Source organism: Rhodohalobacter sulfatireducens (genome assembly GCF_022012475.1).
In the GTDB taxonomy this organism is placed as follows: domain Bacteria; phylum Bacteroidota; class Rhodothermia; order Balneolales; family Balneolaceae; genus Rhodohalobacter; species Rhodohalobacter sulfatireducens.
Map to the genome: position 1 here is coordinate 24,952 of NZ_JAKLWS010000035.1, position 20,180 is coordinate 45,131.

Consider the following 20,180-nt stretch of genomic DNA (forward strand, 5'->3'; position numbering starts at 1 on the left):
CGTTTTTGTACTATGCTTCGTAACCGATTATCTCGTCGAGCCGGTCGAGAACATCTGGTTTTTTTCGCATATTAAACTTTCGTGCAAAATGGCAGTTTGATTCAATCATTTTTTGCAAATCTTCTGCTCCCAATTCTTTTGGGTGAGCACCCATACCTTCCCAATCTTCATACCGCCAGTTTTCAGTACTGATTTTCATGTCAGAATTATTATTCAGGATAATGTGAAAATAGGATTCATCCGGACAATCAACTCCTTTGTAGAAATTTTTTACCCACTTACTGGAAGCATCAAAATCTAAAATATATTCTGCAGCCTTTCGGCTCGCAGAAAACCATTGACTGCCTTTGTAGCAATGAAATGTGTCTGAAAACGGAATGAGGTATCGAATGAATTTTGGATTTTTAACTCTAACTCTTTCAGTTACCCATTTTCGTTTCCGAATAGATTGAACCAGATGAAAAATTGAAGGATACTCAAAAACAAATGAGTTGTATCGAACAAAATGTCCAGCATCTAAAGGATTGTCTATCTCTTCTCTTACAAGTTTCTTTGAAGATATATGAGCATCAAATTTCGTATTTCTCAGGTCACTAAGAAGCTCCCGGCCGGGCTTAATGGGGTAGTCAGTTCCACTCAATAGAATAAACCAGTCTGGATCATAGGCTGAATAAAGTTGTTTAATAGCTTTTAAAGTTGCCTCGACCAAAGACCATTTTCCCCATTCTGTTTTTACATGCGGGCTAACAAAAGATAGGTTTTGCGGGACGGAACTTAACGGCAGTTTGGATTGTCCGAAGTCATGGTGACAAACGATAGGCGGTTGATCAAACATAAAATTCAGCCGATCAATCAACCGAAGAATCTGTTTGGGATTTTGATGGGTCAGTAAAATAAAACCAAGAAAGGGATTAGAACTCATTTAATCCGCCAGGACCTATTTTAACTTAAAAATTTTGATCTCACTACATAAGATAAATTGGCTACTGCGATCACAATAAAACCGCCAACGGCTGTATAGAGTGGCCATGCAATTGTAAGACCTTCTCCCGGGAGGAATTGCTGCAGGGCTCCCTCAACCACAAAAAGGAGGGATATCAGCCCGGTGAAGAAACCAATCATCGCATCCTTTCTTCCGGGCTTTGGAAAAAGTCTACCGAGCACAAAAATCCCTAAGAGCCCGCCATATGTATACGACGCAATACCAAGTCCCAGCTCAACTATTGCAGGCCGATCTCCTCCACTTAATTGGAGCCATGTAAATAAGAATGCCGAACCCGTAAGCACAACTCCCCATCCTATCGTAACCATACGCGAGACCCAAAGCTCCCTGGCATCATCCCAGTCAGCTCCCGAAATGGGTTTGATAATATCATAAGTAGTGGATGAAGCCAACGCATTGAGTGAAGAGCTCAAACTACTCATCGCGGCTGCAAACAAGGAAGCTACAATAAGCCCCGCAATCCCGACCGGCATATGATCGACAATGAAACGTGCAAAAACTTCATCTGTAGTTGACAGCCCGATCTCCATTGCTGTTTGACCTTCGTAGAAAACAAACAATATCAAACCAATAAAAAGGAAAAGCCCAAATTGCATGCTTGCAACAATTCCGCTCCATATTAAAGCTTTTTGACTCGATTTGAGCGATCCGGTTGCCAGCAGTCGTTGTACGATTAATTGATCGGTACCGTGAGAGGCGATTGAGAAAATCGCACCACCGATAATAGCTACCCAAAAAACGTAGGGATCGGCGATGAATTCACTCCAGCTCAAATCGAAACCAAAATTGAACATTGTAAATTTACCTGCCTCTCCCAACATCGAAAAAGCTTCCGACATTGGAACTGAAAGCTTGCCGAATAACAGAAAAAGTGCGAACAGTGCTCCGCCTATATAGATGAACATCTGGACCACATCCATCCAGATAACGGCTTTTATTCCACCCAAAAAGGTATAAATAAGCGTGATCACGGCAATGACTGAAATAGCCAGCAAGTAGATCTGCATGTCACCCCAGCCCTCAAAAACACCGGCAAAGCGAAATATAATTGCAAGCGGAATGGCTGTTGCAAAAAGACGAACCCCATCGGCCAGCAACCGAGTGATGATAAATGTTGAACTGGCAGCTTTTCTCATACCGGACCCGAACCGTTTTTCAAGATATTGATAGGCTGTAGCCAGCTCTCCGTGAACGTACCCGGGCAGGAACCAGAACGCAACAATGACACGCCCGATAATATACCCGAAAGTAAGCTGTAAAAAGGTGAGATTTCCGCCGTACGCAACGGCCGGAATACTGATAAAAGTAAGTGTACTTGTTTCAGTGGCAACAACAGAAAAAAGGATTGCCCACCAAGGCATCTCACGTCCGCCTAAAAAATAATCGGTCGTTGTTTTTTGTGTTCCTGCCGACCATATCCCAAAAACGGCAACAACAATCAAGTAAACAACGATAACAATACCGTCAATCAGCGTAAATCCCATACCATCAGTCAATTCAGTTTGAACGATTGCGAAGGAAAGAAAAAGAATTCCTTTCTTGAATCAAAAGGAATTTACCGCAAATGCACAAAGGCGCAGAGGGATTTATTGTAAGGAATTGGCGGAAAACAGTTCATACAACTATATAGTGGTTTTGTTTGCCACGGAAACACGGAATTGCCACAGAAAATTTATTAGATAAATAAACTAATTGGGAAGGCATTGAATTACATAAACAATTAGGTTTTGGATTCCTTGAAATTGTTTACAAGGATGCACTTGAATATGAATTCAGAAAAAACAGAATTGATTTTGAAAGGGAAAAAGAATTCATAATAAGCTACAAAGACACGATTCTTTCTCATAAATTTTTTGCCGATTTTGTTGTATTTGATATGGTAATACTTGAGATCAAAGCTAAGAATGGAATTGCAGATGAAGATATGGCACAAACTCTCAACTATCTGAAATGCTCCGGATGCAAGGTTGGACTGATTCTGAACTTCTGAAAAAGTAAACTCGATATAAAAAGAGTCGTATACTAATCGTTGAGAACTTCTACAACACAAAAAATTCTGTGCTTTTCCGTGCCTCCGTGGCTACAGCCTCTCACTTTAAGAATTCTAAAAATTTCTCCAAGGCCCTTCCTCGATGGCTGATTTTGTTCTTCTCTTCAGCATCAAGTTCAGCGAAGGTTTCATTGTATCCTTCTGGTTGAAAAACAGGATCGTAACCAAATCCCTTTGTGCCTTTTTCTTCGGTTAGAATTATTCCTTTACAGACCCCTTCGAAAAGATGTTCTTCCTCATTGGTGATATAAGCTATAACCGTTCGGAATTGAGCCGCCCGATTTTTTTCTCCCTCCATCTCCTCCAACAGTTTATCCACATTATCCTGGTAGGTGGCATTATCGCCGGCGTATCTTGCAGAGTAAACTCCGGGAGCACCATCCAGGGCTTCAACTTCTAACCCGGTATCATCTGCAATGGAGGGAAGTCCTGTTTTATGATACCAAAATCGTGCTTTTTTCAGCGCATTTCCTTTCAGGTCGGGTTGATCTTCCTCCACTTCCGGAGCATCCGGATAGTCCAGGGTCGATTTCAAATGAATACCCAACGGCTCTAAAATCTGTTGTAACTCCCCGATTTTATGAGGATTACCAGAGGCCAGGAAAAGTGTATTCAGCTGAGGCATAATTAACCCACTTCAGGAATCTCACTCAACTCACGGAACTCCCTGTAGCGATCGTAAATCTCTTTTTCAGTCAGGTCTCTTAAACGATCCGGACCAAACTCTTCCACACAAAAACTGGCCATTACTGATCCAAAGATTACAGCTCGGCGGAAGTTCTGTGGAGATAGATCGTTTGTATAGGAGAGCCATCCGAGGAGTCCCCCCATAAATGAGTCGCCGGCACCGGTTGGGTCAAAAATATCAACGATTGGATATGCTGGAGCTGAAAATATCTCATCGTCTGTAAATAGGAGTGCTCCATGCTCTCCTTTCTTGATTATCAGAAAATCCGGGCCCATTTTCCGAATAAGATCAGCCGATTTAATGAGATTTGGTTCATCGGCAAGTTCTCGAGCTTCAGAATCGTTTATCACTAAAAGATCTACATTTTTCAATGTCTGTTTCAGTGCATCAAGGGTCCCCTCAATCCAAAAATTCATGGTATCCATGACCACCAAATCAGGGCTGTTCACCTGTTCCAATACTTTTGCCTGGAGGCTTGGTTCGATATTGCCAAGTGCTATGAATTTGGCATCCCTGTAAGACTCGGGAATCTTCGGGTTAAAATGCTCAAAAACATTCAGCTGTGTATCCAAAGTATCTCGGTTGTTCAGATCATAATGATACTTGCCCTTCCAAAAAAATGTATTCCCGCTTTCATCCATCTGTAACCCCTGGAGATCGATATCTTTGCTTTTAAACAGATCGATATCATCCTGACTGAAGTCTTTTCCTACTACACCAACAAGGTTCACATTCTTTTGAAAATAGGATGAGGTGAGTGAAATATAGGTAGCGGAGCCGCCCAGAATTTTGTCGACTTTTCCAAACGGTGTTTCAATTCCGTCATAGGCGACAGATCCAACAACTAATAGAGACATAATTTATATCTGTTAATTCGAGTAATTCAATTCAAATGCAAAAAATACAGTTTTTATGACTGTTTTGTAGCATTCAATTTTGATAGGGTTACTCATTTTTTTCGCCACGAGAACACAAAAGCACAAAAAACTTTAGTGTTCTCGTGCTTTTGTGGCATTCCTTCATCATAAATCCTGGAAATTATCTAAGTTCAGAGTCCAGTCTTATTCTCTTAATTCAAGTGAGGGATCAGCATCTTGTGGGATTATCTCATACTTTTTCATGATAACTTTGGCACCCCCATTCCGCCAAAATCTCCCCTGAACCAGCTCATAAACTTTGCAACTTTTGCTGTGTTTTCTGATGCGTCTTACACTGTTGTCCTTGACAAATAGTTCTCAGTGGTTTTATCCAGTTGTTCATTCACCCGATGCGGATCATAAACAGCCACATAGGAACAAGATACCTATGCAAGTTAGTCTGATAATACCTACGTATAATGAAGAGAAAACGATTGGGAAACTTCTCAGTCATTTGGAAACGTATGGAGACGATCGACTGCTTGAAATCATAATTGTGGTTGGCGGAAGTAATGACCGAACCGTTTAAATTGTTCAGGAAAATAATGAGTGCTGCCTTGTCTCCGAACAAAAAGGACGTGCCACGCAAATGAATATGGGAGTTCAGCATTCTTCGGGAGATCTTCTCTACGTTGTTCATGCCGACTCCTTCCCTCCCACAACCTACCTCGAGGACCTCTCTGTTGCTTTAAAAAATGGGTACAGGGCCGGGTGCTATCGGTTTCGGTTTGATTCCGATCGATTCCTGCTGAAAGCGAATTCCTGGTTTACCCGGTTCGATCGGATCATGTGTCGCGGCGGTGATCAAACTCTGTTCATCACACGGAATTTATTTGAAAAGATTGTCGGGTTTCGAGATGATTTCATGATTATGGAAGATTACGATCTGATTCAAAAAATTCAGAGGGAGGCTCACTTCAAAATTATCCCGAAGGATGTGGTGTTATCAGCCAGGAAATATGATGAAAATCAATATTTGAAAGTAAATTTTGCGAATCTTGTCGTTTTCATGATGTACTTTTCCGGAGCACGCCAACAGACGATGGTTTCCGCTTACAAGAACCTCATCTATCACCCAAAATTTTAACGGTTCAATCATATCTCTTTTTTGATTCTGTTCCTGCTCATTTAATCTTATTTTATACAGGTTGAAAATAATTCATTGGATTAGTATTGGTAGTGAGCTATGGAAACGAAGTTTTTAGATCGGGCCATTGAACTGGCGGAGTTTGGAATGGAGCAAAACCACGGTGGTCCATTTGGTTGTGTAATTGTAAAAGACGGAGCCATAATAGCAGAAGGGCACAACCGAGTCACATCAGATAATGACCCCACAGCACATGCCGAAATTGTAGCCATTCGAAAAGCGTGTGATGAACTGAACGATTTCCAACTAACGGATTGCGATATTTACACCTCCTGTGAGCCCTGCCCAATGTGCATTGGTGCCATCTACTGGGCACGCCCAAATAAGGTCTATTATGCTGCTTCACGAGAAGATGCCGCCGAAGCCGGTTTCGATGATCACTTTATCTATGAGGAGCTGAATGTTCCACCGGATGACCGTACCATTTCTATGAAATCTGCTGAACGAAAGAAGGCGATTCGGGTTTTTGAGAAGTGGATAAAAAAAGAAGATAAAATTGATTATTAAATGGCGTTCCATCCCTTTCATCAGTTCCTGATTGAACGGTCCCGGCAAGAACTTCCCGGCCGGCAGGCTCAAATGAAGATGTCTCCTGAGCCGCTCGACCCTGATGTTGTGCTACCGCAGAAGAAGTCCGATACAGCTCATCCCAGCAGCGTATTGATTCCGCTTTTTCCTGACAATGAAAATCAACTTCACGTTATTCTGACTCTCAGGACAAAAAGCATACGCCACGCCGGCCAGATCAGCTTCCCGGGGGGTCGACGAGAAGGATCAGAAACTCCGGAAGAAACTGCATTACGGGAAACCGAAGAAGAGATTGGTGTTGGGCGAGACAACGTTCAGATCGCTTGTAGTATTACACCGCTTTATTTACACCGTACAGATAATCAGATCACTCCCTATGTGGGTTTCCTGGATGAAGAACCTGAATTAATACCCGATCCGGCTGAAGTTCAAGAAGCATTCTCAATTCCCGTTCAGAATTTGATGAATGGCGAGAATTTTAAAACAGAAGAGTGGAATCTTGCTCATGCCAGTTTTCATGTTCCATTTTGGACAATCCATGAAGTTCCGCTTTGGGGAGCCACAGCTATGATGATGAGCGAACTACTCGAACTGTACAAAGAGTTTAGAAAGTAATTTTTCTGATTGAAGTGTGTTATCAATAAAAAAAGGAGCATCAGGCCTCATTACCGTGCTCCTCAAATAAGATGTTTTGGTTATACGGACTGAATACAATTAACAATCCATAAACTAAATATCTAAGGTTATTCGTTATAAATCAATTTTCTTGTAAATATTTTTAATCAATTAAACTTATTTATTTATGTAACAAAAAAGCGATTACAACTGCTTTACGCTTAGAATGCCAGCTCTAAAGTTTCAATTAAAATCAATCAAACTTTTGTTTTTTGAGAGTTGATGGCTTTTCAAAAGATTGAATTTCAGATTATTTTATGATGAACAAGTTGGGCCGTTTTTGATAATAATTACGCTTATTTAATAAAGCCCTGTTGTTTCCCACCAAAAGAAATAACATTTTTGCCTTAATACAACTAATTAAACTTTCAGGATATGAAAACAATCAAGTTCCAATTTATTTTAGCGATCTTTCTTTTAGTCTGTTCATCTTCACTTTTTGCGCAATCTGCCCAGGACATTCTTGATGATATGATTGAGCAGTACACCAACTCAATCGAAGATATTGAAACCATGATGATGGTAACCCGCATGGAGGGATTCCTTGAAACAGAACCCGACACAACGTATTACCGAAAAGTCGAAACAGATGGTTTCCCAACATTAGAGGCTGTGGATTCAGGATCTAATACACCTGCTTCAAACTATTATAATTTCCACGAGAGCTATGATGCACTTGTCGAAAATGCTACCTACGAGGGAACGGAAACAGTTAACGGGCGTGAGGCTCACGTACTCTTCATTGAGGATGTAAGAGCTCTTTATGACGATATGGTAACCAATCCTCAAGCACAGCAACAGCAAGAACAAGCGGAACCGCAAAGCGGACGCATGTATATTGATACTGAAGATTACATTCCCGTGCGGATGAATTTTGATATCAGTTACGACGGAGAGTATACCGGTTCAGCCGACATGCTGATGTCCGACATTCGAAACATAGACGGTATGTTGATTCCATTCATGATGGAGATGAAGATTGAGGGAATTTCCGGATCTATGTCTGCCGAGGATATGGCTGAAGCACAACAAAGCATGAAGGATCTTGAAGAGCAGATGGAAAATGCATCCGGCCTCCAAAAACGTATCCTGGAGAGAGCTGTTAAGCCACAAATGGAACGTCTGCAGAAAATGCTGGAAGAGGGTGCAATGACAATGAGAACCATTATTGAAGATGTTCAAACCAATGTAACGATCCCTGAATAGATAGAGTAATAGACATTAAAAATGGAGTTCAACAAAACGAATTGAACCCGTTTTATTCGAACAATTTCAGAGGATATGGATTCATTTCCATGTCCTCTTTTTTTATATGCACCAATTGAACATGTGAAAAATTAGGGACTCTAAATCTCTAAGTAACAAACAGATGAACGTATAGTATGTTTAAAATGTTTTATTTAATAGTGAATCGACATTAAATAAATAAAACAAATCATGAGCAACAAAGAAGCGTATAAAGAGAAGATTAGAGCACAATTGGATGAATGGAAAGCTGAGGCTGACAAACTCAGAGCCAGAATTAAACAAAAGCAAGCTGAAGGTAAAATTGATTCCCAAAAATATCTTGATGAGTTAAAGGTTAAACAGAGCAAAGCCAGGGCTAAGCTGGAAGAGTTGGAAGATGCCGGCGAGGATGCCTGGGAAGACATCAAAAAGGGTCTTGAAAAAGCTACAGCGGATCTGAAAGAAACCTACTCGAAGGCAAAGAGAAAGTTTAGCTAATTGCTGAACCTACCTGGTATACCAACATAGAACAAATGTATGCCAGTGCGGTCATATAAGTAAACATAACGGCGGGCCATTTCCACGAATTTGTTTCCCTTTTTACAATGGCTATTGTGCTCATACATTGCATTGCGAGCGCAAAGAAAACCATGAGAGACAATGCCGTCCAGACGGTATAAATTGGCTCGCCGGTTTCACTATCCACATCACTCCTAAGCTTTTCACGGAGTGCCATCTGTTCATCGCCCTCATGTTGCACACTGTATATAGTATTTAAAGTGCCCACCATAACTTCCCGAGCCGCAAATGAGGTAATTAAGCCGATACCGATTTTCCAATCGAATCCCAGGGGTTTAATAACCGGCTCAATAAACTGTCCGAATTGCCCCGCATAACTTTGTCGTAGCTTATTGGAAGCTTGCTGCTGTTCAGTTTGATCCGGTGAATACTCATTTACATTTTCGACACTTTGTTCAGCTACAAAATTATTTTGTGATTCCATCCGGGGAAATGATGCCAGGAACCAGAGTACAATGGAGATACCAAGAATAATCTTACCAGCCTCCGTTACAAACACGCGCCCTCGATCGAACACGTTATAAAAAACTCCTGACCATTTTGGCATCTTGTAACTGGGAAGCTCCATGATAAATGGTGAAGGTATATCAGATTTAATAATCTGCTTCATAACACGGGCTGCGATTATAGCCGTAACGATACCCAAGAAATAAAGCCCAAAAAATGTCAGGCCCTGCAAGGTAAAAATTCCGAGAAAAGACTCATTGGGAATAAAGGCCGCAATCATAATGGCATAAACCGGCAGCCTCGCTGAACATGCCATAAAGGGAAGGACCATAATTGTAATGATTCGGTCTCGCCAGTTTTCAATGGTGCGCGTAGCCATTATCCCCGGAATGGCACAGGCAAAGCCAGACATTAACGGGACAACAGATCGCCCATGCAGACCTATCCGGGTCATAAATCCATCCATCACAAATGCAGCGCGTGCCATATAACCTGTACCTTCAAGTATGGAAATAAAGAAAAACAGGAACATAATTTGAGGCAGAAATATCACAACACCGCCCAAGCCGGCAATCACTCCCTCCACCAAAAGATCATTCAAAATACCCTCCGGAAGTGTTTTAGATACCCATGTTCCCGTTTCAATGAAAAGGAGGTCTATGAGATTCATAAACGGTTCAGCCCACGAAAAAATCGACTGAAACATCAACAGCAAAATCATTACAAATATGATTGGCCCAAATATTTTATGGGTAACAACCGCGTCAATTTTATCGGATATTGTTTCAATTTTCTCACTCGATTCTGTAACTGAACCACTGGTACACTTCTCAATGTAGTCGTAACGGCTCAGCACCTCCTCGGCGGCATAGTTTTTTCCGGATTCTTCAAGCAATCTACGCGCTTCTTCAACGATCTCACGAAGTTGATGCTGCTTTTTTATGTCGTTAATCAAATTGATTGCCTGGTCATCCCCGATAAATCGAAGAGCTTCTATGGTCCACACCCGCTCGGGCAGATTAGTGTTTGGCTTGATCCATTTATTAATAAGGGTTTCAATCGCCTTTTGAAGCGGCTCTGAGGGACTCCACTGTAGCGGTTTCGGGGGATCAACTTTATGACCTGAAATATAATCACGGAGTTTTTGAACCTCTCTCTCCTCTTTGGCTACCATCGGTATTACGGGAACTCCGAGCACTTTCGAAATACGATCGGCATCTACATTAATTCCGCGATCTTGAGCCACATCTATCATACTCAGCACCACAATCACGGGGATTCCCAAATCCATAACCTGTGATGTTAGGTACAGATTTCGATCGAGGTTACTGGCATCGACTAATACAACAATAAGATCCGGTGCAGGCTCATGCTCGTATGTACCGGCTAAAACCTGGTAAGTAATTCGTTCATCAATCTGCTTAGGGTTCAGACTGTATGAACCCGGAAGATCAACGATCCTGTACTTCTCTCCGCCAATTTTGGCATAACCAACCTTCCTTTCAACTGTTACACCGGGATAGTTCGCAATTTTCTGTTTGAGCCCTGTTAACCCGTTAAATAGTGTAGATTTACCCGTATTGGGATTTCCAACTAATGCAATCGTCTTTTCCCTACTCACTTATATAGTCTATTTAATTTCAATGCACTCCGCCTCTGATTTCCGCAGTGATACGAGGTATCCTCTCACTTTCACTTCAATGGGAAACCCTAATGGTGCTGCTCGTACAACTTCCACTTTCGAACCGGGTGTAAATCCCATCTCGAGCAATCGTAATGTATCAGATCCCTTTACTCCCTTGACTATTGCAGAGCTTTTCTTTTTTACATCTGAAAGTGTTTTCATCGATTTCTAAGTAGTCTTTACCAAAATTGTTCGTGCCAAATTCCCGTTGATTGCCAATTTTGTTTCCCCCACCTGGAGAATAACATTTGACTGATTAGAAACAATAGCAGCACAAATTCCCTCTACACATCCTAATTCGCGCAACCGTTTTGCCTCTTCCATGCTGCAAGACAGTGAACAAATGTGCACTTTTTCGCCGGGCTTTGTAGTTGTAAGCGGAAACATAGTCTCTATTTTATTTAAATCTATTCTAAATAAAGATAAGCATTCAAAAAGAGAGGTGACAGTGATCTTTAAAAAAAGATAAAAATATCTCTTAATGAGCAGAACTGTAGTGTACATTCCATAATCAGCCTGAAAATTTACTATTTTAAAGAAGGTCTTGTTATTTATAGACTTTATCATAGAACTTAGAAAAGTAGGAATGTGATATGAGTTCATCATTAAAAATCGGACGATTTGCAGGAATCCAGGTTCAGGTCCACTGGACATTTTGGCTTCTTTTCTTATTTATTGGATTCCTAGTATTCTCAAGAGACGGCACCTTAGTTGACCTTTTCTGGTATTCACTGTTTATCATAGGGCTGTTTTTGTGTGTAGTCCTGCATGAATTTGGGCATGCACTTACCGCCCGAAAATTCGGCATACCCACTCGCAGCATTACGTTGTTACCCATCGGGGGGTTGGCCAGCCTCAAAAAAATCCCTGAAAATCCCAAAGAAGAGTTCCTGGTTGCTATAGCGGGCCCCGCGGTAAATGTTGTAATTGCAATTATTTTGGCGATTTTTGTCCCCACCGAAACATTTACCTCGATGGACCCGGAGACGTTACAGGAAGAGCTCTCAATGATTACCCCGGGCAATTTTCTTTTCTATCTGTTAACAGCCAATATTGCGCTGGTTCTGTTCAACCTGATTCCCGCTTTTCCGATGGACGGCGGAAGAATTTTTCGTGCCCTGCTCACTATGAAAATCGGGAGAATCAAAGCCACACAGATTGCCGCCTCAGTTGGAAAATTCCTGGCTCTGCTATTCTTTTTGTATGGACTTTTTTATGGAATACTGATGGCTGTGATAGCCGTTTTTATCTGGTTTGGTGCGCATTCAGAAAACATTATGATTCAGCAAATCGAATTGATGAGAGGTTACAAAATTCGTGATGCTATGATCACCGAATACTCTTTACTGAAGCCCGATGATACTTTAAAATCGGCTGTGGATAAAATTCTTGCCAGTACCGAGCAGGACTTCCTGGTGGTTGATGATGATGATGAGATTGTAGGTATTTTATATATGGATGATCTCTCCAACGCCCTACAAAAAACCGGTGAGCAAACATCTATTCAAAACGTGATGGACACCTCAGTTGTAACCCTCGAGGCCAATGCCGAATTATCGAGTGCCTATCAGAAGCTAAACCGCAGAAATCGGAACTTCTTTCCCGTGCTTGAGAACGGAGAAGTGGTTGGAGTTATGGATATGAACAATATCAACGAGTTTCTGACTTTCCGCTCCGCCTTTGATTATTAACGAAGAGATCCGCGAAGTCTACCTGAACTTCGCGTTTTTTTGCTTTCGAAAAAGAAGTCCTTTAACTCCTCCCTGGTTTTAATCCTCAATAAAAAATGAAAATGATTGGGCATCAAACAGTATGCGTAAATTTTGGATATCGGATAAATGTACTTCTCAATTTTTCCAAGAAAATAATTGCAGTTCTCTGCCTCTCTAAAAAGTAAATCATCTCCGTTTGCATGATGATATACATGATAGATTTGATTGCGTATAAAAGGAATTACTTTTCCCTCCATTTTGTGATGTTAGCCGTAAATGTGTTTATTCTCTACTTATATGAACCGCATTTCACAATTTCCTTACAATCAATACTGAATTTGAAGCTTTAAATAGATCCGCGAAGTTTTGGAAACTTCGCGGATCTTGTACATTCCATGCATGATTCAAACTCGCTACATTTCTAAATCCTACGACCAAAAAGTACTGGATGATGTCTCTCTCTCCATCGAGAAAGGAAAAACCGTTTCGTTGATCGGCCCCAGTGGATGTGGGAAATCCACGTTTCTTCGAATTATCATGGGATTGATTCAACCCGATTCAGGTGAGATACAAATTGATGGCAAAGTAATGGCTAGCAAGAATGCACTGGCACTCCGAAGAAAAATGGGATACGTAATTCAAAGCGGGGGACTTTTTCCGCATCTAACCGCAAGGGAAAATCTCACGTTGGTTACTCATTACCTTGGCTGGGATAAGGCGAAAGAAAATGAGCGTATCCAAGAGCTTTCAGAGCTCACCAATATGAATCCATCGATGCTAAATCGTAAACCTGAGAATTTATCAGGCGGACAGGCACAACGAATCAGCCTGATGCGAGCCCTTATGCTCGATCCGCCCATTCTGCTGATGGACGAACCGCTCGGGTCCATCGACCCGTTGGTACGGTATGAGTTGCAAAACGATCTACGCTCGATCTTCAGGGAGCTCAACAAAACCGTGCTCCTGGTTACCCACGACCTGGGCGAAGCCGCATTCCTTGGCGATGAAATTGCACTCATGAAAGCAGGGGAAATCATTCAGACGGGATCTATCAAAGAGATTATCGAACATCCGGCAAATGAGTTTGTAAAACAGTTTGTGCAGGCACAACGAAGTCCGCTGGAGGAGTATTAAGATGCGCTTTCTGATTCTTCTGCTTCTTTCATTTTGCATATTCACTAATTCCAGTTTTGGCCGTGTTCAAACCGACGAGCCGGTAAGAATTGGTACAAAAACATTTACAGAGTCCGTAATTCTCGGCGAAATCCTCAAACAGTCGATCGAATCCGACGGATATGAAACCGCGATCTATAAACAGCTTGGGGGAACGCGAATTTTATGGAATGCTCTGGTAGGTAATGAAATCGATGTTTACCCGGATTATACCGGAACGATCATTGAAGAGATCCTGGGCGAAAGGGAGATTGAAAACCGTGAAGACCTGATTGCTGTTTTGAACGAGTTTGGAATTAAAATGAGTGAACCGTTTGGATTCAACAATACCTATGCCCTTGGCATGAAACAGGAACAGGCTGAAAAGTTGGACATAGAATCCATTTCAGATTTGCAGAACCATCCCGAACTGTCATTTGGGTTCAGTAACGAATTCATGGATCGTGAAGACGGCTGGATTGGACTTCAGCAGGTGTACCAGCTTCAGCCGCAGCAAGTGAGGGGACTCGATCACGACCTCGCCTACCGCGGACTCGATGCCGGGAATATCGACGTAATTGACCTCTACTCTACTGATGCTGAAATTGATTATTACGATCTGAAAGTCCTGGAGGATGACAAAAGTTTCTTCCCTGAATATGAAGCCGTTTTTCTCTACCGGTCAGATATAGATAAAGAGGTAGTACCGTCTATCACCCGTTTCGAGGGAGAGATTTCAAGAGACGAGATGGTTCAAATGAACGGTGAGGTTAAATTGGATGGTATGGATGATGCTGTTGTTGCTTCCCGTTTTTTAGCTGAAACCAGCCAGATTAAATCGCAAATATCCGTGGAAGGTTTTTGGGACCGTTTATGGCGGCATACTCTCGACCATCTTTATCTCGTGGGCATTTCACTTGGCCTCGCCATCATCATAGCCATTCCAATTGGCGTATTAGCCGTGAAAGTCCAGGTATTGGAAACAGCCGTGTTGGGTGCGGTTGGAATTTTGCAAACCATTCCATCCCTGGCACTGCTGGTCTTTATGATTCCACTTTTTGGAATTGGTGCCTTTCCAGCCATCGCTGCTTTATTTTTGTATAGCCTCCTCCCTATTGTCCGGAACACACATTCAGGAATTAAAACGATCTCTGAACCGATTCGAGAATCCGCTAAAGCATTGGGCTTGCCTGATTCACTCATCCTTCGAAAAATTGAACTTCCGATGGCGGTTCCCTCCATCCTGGCCGGCATCAAAACCTCCGCTGTAATTAATGTTGGGACAGCTACACTTGGTGCATTAATTGGCGCAGGCGGGTATGGTCAGCCCATTCTGACAGGAATTCGCTTGGATAGTGTCCCCCTGATTTTAGAAGGTGCGATTCCTGCTGCACTGTTGGCACTCTTGGTTCAGGGTTTGTTTGATTTGGTGGAGAGGTGGTTGGTTGAATGATTTGATTTTACAAGAGGTCCTCAACGTCTTTTGGAGACTTCGCGGATCATAGATTTTACCCAATAACTGAAATTAAATCAATTACTTAACAATATCCAACAATTTAGCAAAGGCATAAACTTTATTTCTTTTATTGCCTGTTATTTCTGAAATAATCTCCGCTTCTTCAAATTTATCGATCAAATTGTAAATCGTCTGTTTACTCGGTTGATCTAATTTTCTCGTGATATCCTTCGAAGAAATAATTGGCCGTTCAAATAATAAATCAACAAATAGTTGTGCATACTGGGAGTTCATCTTCGTACTCTGCTCTTTCACGTTTGAATACAATTCATACATACTGACAACTTTTTTCTGTATTTGAATGGCCGTCTCACGAACAGCAATCAAAAAAAATTGAATCCATGAGTTCCAGTCTCTTTTTTGATCAACCAGTCTAAGTGCATCATAATAATCATCGCGATGCTGTTCAAAATATTCACTTATATAAAAATATGGATAGGGTATTACATTTTGCTCATAAAGTATAATAGGAATCAAAAGTCGGCCAACCCGACCATTTCCATCCATAAATGGATGAATAGCTTCAAATTGGTAGTGTGTTATTGCAACTTTTACCATTACATCCCAGCTTTTATTATGAAGAAACTCTATCCAATTCTTCATTAGTCCAGTTATCTCATCTGGTTTTGGTGGTATATAAAAAGCTTCTTCTGCAGTACTGCCAGGTTTGCCAAGATGGACAGATGTTCGGCGAAAATGTCCTGGATCTTTTTCTTTTCCTCTCACTGAAGTCAATAAAGCCTTGTGCAATTCTTTTATAAGATGTTCTCCTGTAGGTTTCTTTTCAAGAAAATCAACAGATTGATAGATTGCCTCTCTATAATTTAAAACTTCTCGTATGTCAGAATCTTCCTGTTTTTTTTCTTCTGCTTCATACCTTAACACCTCTTCTACTGTGGTTTGTGTGCCCTCAATTTTTGAACTCGCAACTGCTTCTTTATTTAAAAGAGGACCTACAATTAAGGTTGGATTAATAACATCCTGAAACATTCTCCCTTTGAGCTCTCCCAGAGCGTGATAAGCATCGGTGATTAGTTTTAAAGGAGGAGAAATTTCTTCCTCGGGAGGTAATACTGGTAATTTATAATGATTGATTCTTTCCATATTCCAACCCATTGGATTACACAAAATTATAATCTAATATATGACGTTTTATTAGAATAAGTAAATCCTTAGTCCAACAGCCTGTATTAAAAATTGACATTAACCGACTGGCTGTAGATCCTCCTCACACAAACATGTGCTTGAAAACTCTCTAAAATCCGCAGACCTTTCTATTGAGTTGGGATTGAATCAAAAATCAAAACTGTCATCATGAAAACGAATTTCATCTGTATACTTGTTATCGGTCTGATCGGCAGGTATCTAATGATCTTAATAACCATGGTTTGATCCGTGAGTACCAGGAGGTTATGAACAATTATAACACAAGCGAAATAGCAGATAATACACAATTGAAAAAGATTGGTGAATCTATTGAAACTCGCTACATACTAAAAATTCATATGGGAAACCTGAACTGTGAAGTCGATACCGAAACCAACTATATTGATTGATGTGTGTATACGTCTGAAGAAAAAATGTCCGCATTTATGGACTTTTGTGGGATACAACCAATGGAAAAGTTGTGTAGGAAGGAGATTCTACAGCCGTGACATCAGAGGGAGAATTAACGACAATAAATCAGGCAGACAACGAATTTTACCAGGTCACCACGGCAGACCTCATTCACCAGTTACTCTCCTCCCCATATGACTAACCAGAAACGTTCGCATTGAATATTTTGTAGAAGAAGTATGAAAACACTACTTCTACTTTTTATCACTATCTTTGCCATAACTATGAATGCCCATTCACAGGATCTCTCATCTCATCAATGGGAAGATCGCCTGATTTTGATTTTAACGGACGATACAAGCAGCAACATTTATCAAAAGCAGATTGAGGAACTCCATTCTGACCAAGAGGGGCTGGAGGACCGAAAACTCGTCATCTATACCATATTACCAAATCAAATCAAGCGTAATGACATTGAAAACAGTGGATGGATTCAATCCGGTAATTTATACTCAAAATACAAGAAGAGTGAGGGATCTTTTGAAATTCTTTTGATAGGCCTTGACGGTGGAGTAAAACTCAGACAGAGTAAATTCTTATCGAATGAAGACCTGTTTGGCAGAATTGACCAAATGCCGATGAGGCGGAATGAGCTCAGAAATCGAGGAGATGGTACCTGACGCATTCAGCAGCTCCCTTATTCTTTCGAAACTATTCAAACTGCCTTTGAGTTTTGGAATAAGTTATCATTTAAAATATGTATTGATTTAAAAATTATATCCTAGAATAAGAGGTAGGAATGGAAATTTTGATTTTAATTTCAGGTGCTGTTGTGACTCTCCTGTTGATCATTGGTATTATTTTCAACAGGCGTGAACAGATGAAAGAGCTCCAGGAAAAAGAAGAGAAGATGAAGTGGAAAACAGAATATCGTACAAACGAAGAGTTTGTCTCTTAACCCTAAGTAAAACAACAAAAAGCCATTCCAGTCCTTATCATCAAACATGGTGTAAACAATAGGCCACTGGCTTTGATAGGATTCACCGGGTGTTAAGATTGTTCAAGTTTCGATTTATGAATGATACTTTTCATTGTATAAGCATAAAACTCTCTTAAAATACTCCCGGCTTATATCCCCGGATAGAAGAAATTCTGAAAACTCTTTCTGTCTACTGATAATCTCATGTTCCCTGCCACGTAACGCATCAACTTCTCGCTTATCACTGCAAACCGGCACGATCTGTTTTTTATAAAGATAGTTTGAATACCACGTTTCATATTTTTGCTCTTTCTCTCTTTGAAACTTAATCAATACGGAGTTTAGCGGAAGTGCCCAGCAATTGCGGTCCCACGCAATAGTATTCCCGTCGATATCACCGATGTACCTGTACCCGGATTGCTCTTCTTGAGACATATAATTTCCCCTGATATCATTGATGTCAATATTATGACGCGTCAGGAGATCCGGCGTATAGGCAAAGAATCGTGAGATTTTAAAATCATAATTGTCATCCTCTTTGAATAATTTGCAGAAATATATTCGTTCATTGGAGGTAACATCAGGGAAAGTCCCGGTATCAGAACCGCGAAACACGATTTTAGGAATTTTCTCCTCGAAACTTTGCAGGTTATTTACTCTCATACCAAGATATTTAGAAACAAGGTGCGGATCGGGAATCACCAAATGATTGCGGGAACTGTACCGCCTGGAGAATTGAAACAAAGGATATTCGCTTTCTTTGTCCTCATCGAATGTATTGAGGATGAACCGGAAGTGAAATTGCAGGTTGTATTTCGATAAGATCTCTTGCAAAAATTTTAAGAATATATTTAATCGCTTTTTTTGAATTGTATCATCCTTCTTCAGGATTTTTACTTTCTTCCCATCTATTCCTATTAGCACAGATTTGTCGGGAATGTTGATAGGATCAGCTTTTCGCAAGCTATTTGGAGCATTCTGAATAGCTTTAAAACAATTCCCTACACAATCACTGATAAACTCCTCGCTATTCATGTGAAATTATTTACTTCTTCTCGTATATGCATTGAAAATTAATTGACATAAAATATGCCCTAATCTATAAATCTTCAGTCCGTAAAGATGATTCGACTGTTGAAATTGTTAAAACCATTCCAATCATCAGTCTTATACCCTCCATAATCATATATATGCTGCTAAATGTAAATATTTTTGATAAGTACTCTTCTCTATCCTATGTTTTCAGAACCGAATATGCCATAAATACGGAAAGTAATTATGCCAGCAAGTCTCGACATAGCCTTTTTTGTTTTTGGAGCTATTCTTCTGTTTTTAGCTTTGTTAGGCGGACGTTTCAAGCTTTTTGGGGCTGAAGTATCCGCAAAAACAACGAATAAACCTGTTCGAATCATCGCTTTTCTTTTAGGTTTTGCATTAATAGCAATTCCAACATATACATACCTAAATTCCCCGTCAGATACCTATTCACCATCTGATTCACAAACTGCGAATGGTCGGGAAACTACAAGTAATCACCAATCTACATCTGAACCCGAACCTACAAATGATAATGAACCTTCAACCAACAGCTCTGAACCCAACAATATCGACCAGTTATCCGGATGCATACTGACAATTGACAACCCATTGGTACCCCTGATGAGTGAACCGGATACTTTTGGCAGTGAGATCATAAATGTAACGGAGGGTGAATATGAACCCACAGAATATACCGTAGAGGAGAATCCCGTTCAGAGTCAAGGCTGGTTTAAAATTCGAGTTGATTCAAGAGAAGGCTGGATCAAAAATGATACCTGGACAATTGCTGCAAAATCAGATGAATGTCCTTAATTTTGTTTGATTTGTTTCAAATCTCTCAGCTCTTCTCACAATAAGTCTTACCTCTTTAATCAATAAGTTCGACAAAAGAATACCAGACACTTCAAAGCAATTTTTTAGAAAGGGAAATGTTTACACTTGGGTTTGTATCCAAATTTTAAAGCATTGCAAATCAATGACTTAAAAGGATTATTATACCCTGGACTGGACCTGCCTGCCGTTCCCAACTTGTTCTCAATCAAAAACTTAACTTTACTTCATAATCATTGATAATCATCAATCGAGATGCAGTCAGGCAGGGTCGAACCAACACTTACCTTTACATCGATTTTAGAAATCTTTTCCCCGCTGCCGATTTTAGATACTTCTCGCGATTTCGTGCCTCCTTCCGATCTGGAAAAGACTCATAATAGATAAGTTTAAAAGGTCGATAGGGTTTTGTCGTTCTTTCATATCCATTTTGGTGTTCAGAAATACGCC

General features: G+C 40.7%; 22 protein-coding genes and 1 pseudogene. 13 read left to right on the forward strand and 10 right to left on the reverse strand.

All coding sequences use genetic code 11. The features are described 5' to 3' along the window. Nucleotides 1–10: 10 nt before the first annotated feature. Nucleotides 11–922, reverse strand: coding sequence for a beta-1,6-N-acetylglucosaminyltransferase (locus tag L6773_RS18255; protein WP_237855972.1), 912 nt, complete (start codon nt 920–922; stop codon nt 11–13). Nucleotides 923–942: 20 nt separating this feature from the next. Beyond that, a complete protein-coding gene (locus L6773_RS18260) occupies nt 943–2,487 on the reverse strand; it encodes a sodium:solute symporter (protein WP_237855973.1) in 1,545 nt (514 codons plus the stop codon). Nucleotides 2,488–2,705: 218 nt separating this feature from the next. On the opposite strand from L6773_RS18260, the gene L6773_RS21815 reads away from it, so the two are divergent. Beyond that, the gene (locus L6773_RS21815; RefSeq protein ID WP_369431596.1) at nt 2,706–2,993 is read left to right on the forward strand and encodes a GxxExxY protein; all 288 of its coding nucleotides are present in this window, start codon (nt 2,706–2,708) and stop codon (nt 2,991–2,993) included. A gap of 100 nt (nt 2,994–3,093) precedes the next feature. On the opposite strand, the gene rdgB is transcribed toward L6773_RS21815, so the two are convergent. Both rdgB and L6773_RS18270 read right to left on the reverse strand, forming a co-directional pair. Next, entirely contained in the window at nt 3,094–3,678 is a 585-nt protein-coding gene (rdgB, locus tag L6773_RS18265; protein WP_237855974.1) for an RdgB/HAM1 family non-canonical purine NTP pyrophosphatase, read from the reverse strand. 2 nt (nt 3,679–3,680) lie between these two features. Next, nucleotides 3,681–4,598 (reverse strand): PfkB family carbohydrate kinase, encoded by a 918-nt coding sequence (locus tag L6773_RS18270; RefSeq protein WP_237855975.1) that lies wholly within the window; start codon nt 4,596–4,598, stop codon nt 3,681–3,683. 448 nt (nt 4,599–5,046) lie between these two features. On the opposite strand from L6773_RS18270, the pseudogene L6773_RS18275 reads away from it, so the two are divergent. The 5 genes and pseudogenes from L6773_RS18275 (at nt 5,047) to L6773_RS18295 (ending at nt 8,733) form a co-directional block, all read left to right on the forward strand. Next, nucleotides 5,047–5,745: pseudogene (locus tag L6773_RS18275) on the forward strand (TIGR04283 family arsenosugar biosynthesis glycosyltransferase). Nucleotides 5,746–5,844: 99 nt separating this feature from the next. After that, the gene (locus tag L6773_RS18280; protein WP_304622115.1) at nt 5,845–6,312 is read left to right on the forward strand and encodes a nucleoside deaminase; all 468 of its coding nucleotides are present in this window, start codon (nt 5,845–5,847) and stop codon (nt 6,310–6,312) included. Further along, nucleotides 6,313–6,948 carry an NUDIX hydrolase gene (locus L6773_RS18285; protein ID WP_237855976.1) on the forward strand — a complete coding sequence of 212 codons (636 nt, stop codon included), beginning with the start codon at nt 6,313–6,315 and terminating at the stop codon, nt 6,946–6,948. Between the two features lie 435 nt (nt 6,949–7,383). Continuing rightward, nucleotides 7,384–8,214, forward strand: coding sequence for an outer membrane lipoprotein-sorting protein (locus L6773_RS18290; protein ID WP_237855977.1), 831 nt, complete (start codon nt 7,384–7,386; stop codon nt 8,212–8,214). Between the two features lie 231 nt (nt 8,215–8,445). Then, a complete protein-coding gene (locus L6773_RS18295; protein ID WP_237855978.1) occupies nt 8,446–8,733 on the forward strand; it encodes a sll1863 family stress response protein in 288 nt (95 codons plus the stop codon). On the opposite strand, the gene feoB is transcribed toward L6773_RS18295, so the two are convergent. The 3 genes from feoB to L6773_RS18310 are packed head-to-tail and all read right to left on the reverse strand — an operon-like array spanning nt 8,726 to nt 11,332. Beyond that, nucleotides 8,726–10,882 carry a ferrous iron transport protein B gene (gene feoB, locus L6773_RS18300; protein ID WP_237855979.1) on the reverse strand — a complete coding sequence of 719 codons (2,157 nt, stop codon included), beginning with the start codon at nt 10,880–10,882 and terminating at the stop codon, nt 8,726–8,728. The two genes, L6773_RS18295 and feoB, sit on opposite strands and share 8 nt — an antisense overlap. 9 nt (nt 10,883–10,891) lie before the next feature. Then, nucleotides 10,892–11,107, reverse strand: a complete 216-nt coding sequence (locus L6773_RS18305) for a FeoA family protein (RefSeq protein WP_237855980.1) — start codon at nt 11,105–11,107, stop codon at nt 10,892–10,894. A 6-nt stretch (nt 11,108–11,113) separates the two neighbouring features. Beyond that, nucleotides 11,114–11,332 carry a FeoA family protein gene (locus tag L6773_RS18310; RefSeq protein ID WP_237855982.1) on the reverse strand — a complete coding sequence of 73 codons (219 nt, stop codon included), beginning with the start codon at nt 11,330–11,332 and terminating at the stop codon, nt 11,114–11,116. 206 nt (nt 11,333–11,538) lie between these two features. Here L6773_RS18310 and L6773_RS18315 point away from each other — a divergent pair, with 206 nt between their 5' ends. From L6773_RS18315 to L6773_RS18325, 3 genes are all read left to right on the forward strand, one after another. After that, a complete protein-coding gene (locus tag L6773_RS18315) occupies nt 11,539–12,636 on the forward strand; it encodes a site-2 protease family protein (protein WP_237855983.1) in 1,098 nt (365 codons plus the stop codon). A 420-nt stretch (nt 12,637–13,056) separates the two neighbouring features. Further along, nucleotides 13,057–13,791: an ATP-binding cassette domain-containing protein gene (locus tag L6773_RS18320; protein WP_237855984.1), complete on the forward strand. Its 735-nt coding sequence runs from the start codon at nt 13,057–13,059 to the stop codon at nt 13,789–13,791. Next, nucleotides 13,787–15,262 (forward strand): glycine betaine ABC transporter substrate-binding protein, encoded by a 1,476-nt coding sequence (locus tag L6773_RS18325; RefSeq protein ID WP_439653433.1) that lies wholly within the window; start codon nt 13,787–13,789, stop codon nt 15,260–15,262. The genes L6773_RS18320 and L6773_RS18325 overlap by 5 nt, the downstream gene beginning before the upstream one ends. 81 nt (nt 15,263–15,343) lie before the next feature. Here L6773_RS18325 and L6773_RS18330 read toward each other — a convergent pair whose 3' ends face one another. Continuing rightward, on the reverse strand, nt 15,344–16,429 hold the full coding sequence (locus tag L6773_RS18330) for a Fic family protein (protein WP_237855986.1): 1,086 nt from the start codon (nt 16,427–16,429) through the stop codon (nt 15,344–15,346). A 308-nt stretch (nt 16,430–16,737) separates the two neighbouring features. Between L6773_RS18330 and L6773_RS18335 the strand changes: the two genes are divergently transcribed. From L6773_RS18335 to L6773_RS18345, 3 genes are all read left to right on the forward strand, one after another. Further along, complete coding sequence (locus L6773_RS18335) at nt 16,738–16,881, forward strand: hypothetical protein (protein WP_237855987.1); 144 nt, start codon at nt 16,738–16,740, stop codon at nt 16,879–16,881. A gap of 240 nt (nt 16,882–17,121) precedes the next feature. Beyond that, nucleotides 17,122–17,562 carry a DUF4174 domain-containing protein gene (locus L6773_RS18340; protein WP_237855988.1) on the forward strand — a complete coding sequence of 147 codons (441 nt, stop codon included), beginning with the start codon at nt 17,122–17,124 and terminating at the stop codon, nt 17,560–17,562. A 119-nt stretch (nt 17,563–17,681) separates the two neighbouring features. Continuing rightward, nucleotides 17,682–17,840: a hypothetical protein gene (locus L6773_RS18345; protein ID WP_237855989.1), complete on the forward strand. Its 159-nt coding sequence runs from the start codon at nt 17,682–17,684 to the stop codon at nt 17,838–17,840. Between the two features lie 114 nt (nt 17,841–17,954). Here the strand turns inward: L6773_RS18345 and L6773_RS18350 are convergent, their stop codons facing one another. Beyond that, the gene (locus tag L6773_RS18350) at nt 17,955–18,896 is read right to left on the reverse strand and encodes a hypothetical protein (protein WP_237855990.1); all 942 of its coding nucleotides are present in this window, start codon (nt 18,894–18,896) and stop codon (nt 17,955–17,957) included. A gap of 243 nt (nt 18,897–19,139) precedes the next feature. On the opposite strand from L6773_RS18350, the gene L6773_RS18355 reads away from it, so the two are divergent. Continuing rightward, nucleotides 19,140–19,712, forward strand: a complete 573-nt coding sequence (locus L6773_RS18355) for a hypothetical protein (protein WP_237855991.1) — start codon at nt 19,140–19,142, stop codon at nt 19,710–19,712. Between the two features lie 307 nt (nt 19,713–20,019). Here the strand turns inward: L6773_RS18355 and L6773_RS21820 are convergent, their stop codons facing one another. Beyond that, nucleotides 20,020–20,175 (reverse strand): GIY-YIG nuclease family protein, encoded by a 156-nt coding sequence (locus tag L6773_RS21820; RefSeq protein WP_369431597.1) that lies wholly within the window; start codon nt 20,173–20,175, stop codon nt 20,020–20,022. Nucleotides 20,176–20,180: the final 5 nt, after the last annotated feature.

Coding starts and splice junctions, on each gene's coding strand:
- L6773_RS18305 (WP_237855980.1), bottom strand. CDS start 11,107: ATGAAAACACTTTCAGATGTAAAAAAGAAAAGCTCTGCAATAGTCAAG.
- L6773_RS18295 (WP_237855978.1), top strand. CDS start 8,446: ATGAGCAACAAAGAAGCGTATAAAGAGAAGATTAGAGCACAATTGGAT.
- L6773_RS18340 (WP_237855988.1), top strand. CDS start 17,122: ATGAAAACACTACTTCTACTTTTTATCACTATCTTTGCCATAACTATG.
- L6773_RS18290 (WP_237855977.1), top strand. CDS start 7,384: ATGAAAACAATCAAGTTCCAATTTATTTTAGCGATCTTTCTTTTAGTC.
- L6773_RS18280 (WP_304622115.1), top strand. CDS start 5,845: ATGGAAACGAAGTTTTTAGATCGGGCCATTGAACTGGCGGAGTTTGGA.
- L6773_RS18255 (WP_237855972.1), bottom strand. CDS start 922: ATGAGTTCTAATCCCTTTCTTGGTTTTATTTTACTGACCCATCAAAAT.
- L6773_RS18335 (WP_237855987.1), top strand. CDS start 16,738: ATGAACAATTATAACACAAGCGAAATAGCAGATAATACACAATTGAAA.
- L6773_RS18315 (WP_237855983.1), top strand. CDS start 11,539: ATGAGTTCATCATTAAAAATCGGACGATTTGCAGGAATCCAGGTTCAG.
- L6773_RS18310 (WP_237855982.1), bottom strand. CDS start 11,332: ATGTTTCCGCTTACAACTACAAAGCCCGGCGAAAAAGTGCACATTTGT.
- L6773_RS18345 (WP_237855989.1), top strand. CDS start 17,682: ATGGAAATTTTGATTTTAATTTCAGGTGCTGTTGTGACTCTCCTGTTG.
- L6773_RS18350 (WP_237855990.1), bottom strand. CDS start 18,896: ATGAATAGCGAGGAGTTTATCAGTGATTGTGTAGGGAATTGTTTTAAA.
- L6773_RS18270 (WP_237855975.1), bottom strand. CDS start 4,598: ATGTCTCTATTAGTTGTTGGATCTGTCGCCTATGACGGAATTGAAACA.
- L6773_RS18355 (WP_237855991.1), top strand. CDS start 19,140: ATGCCAGCAAGTCTCGACATAGCCTTTTTTGTTTTTGGAGCTATTCTT.
- rdgB (WP_237855974.1), bottom strand. CDS start 3,678: ATGCCTCAGCTGAATACACTTTTCCTGGCCTCTGGTAATCCTCATAAA.
- L6773_RS18260 (WP_237855973.1), bottom strand. CDS start 2,487: ATGGGATTTACGCTGATTGACGGTATTGTTATCGTTGTTTACTTGATT.
- L6773_RS18330 (WP_237855986.1), bottom strand. CDS start 16,429: ATGGAAAGAATCAATCATTATAAATTACCAGTATTACCTCCCGAGGAA.
- L6773_RS18320 (WP_237855984.1), top strand. CDS start 13,057: ATGATTCAAACTCGCTACATTTCTAAATCCTACGACCAAAAAGTACTG.
- L6773_RS18285 (WP_237855976.1), top strand. CDS start 6,313: ATGGCGTTCCATCCCTTTCATCAGTTCCTGATTGAACGGTCCCGGCAA.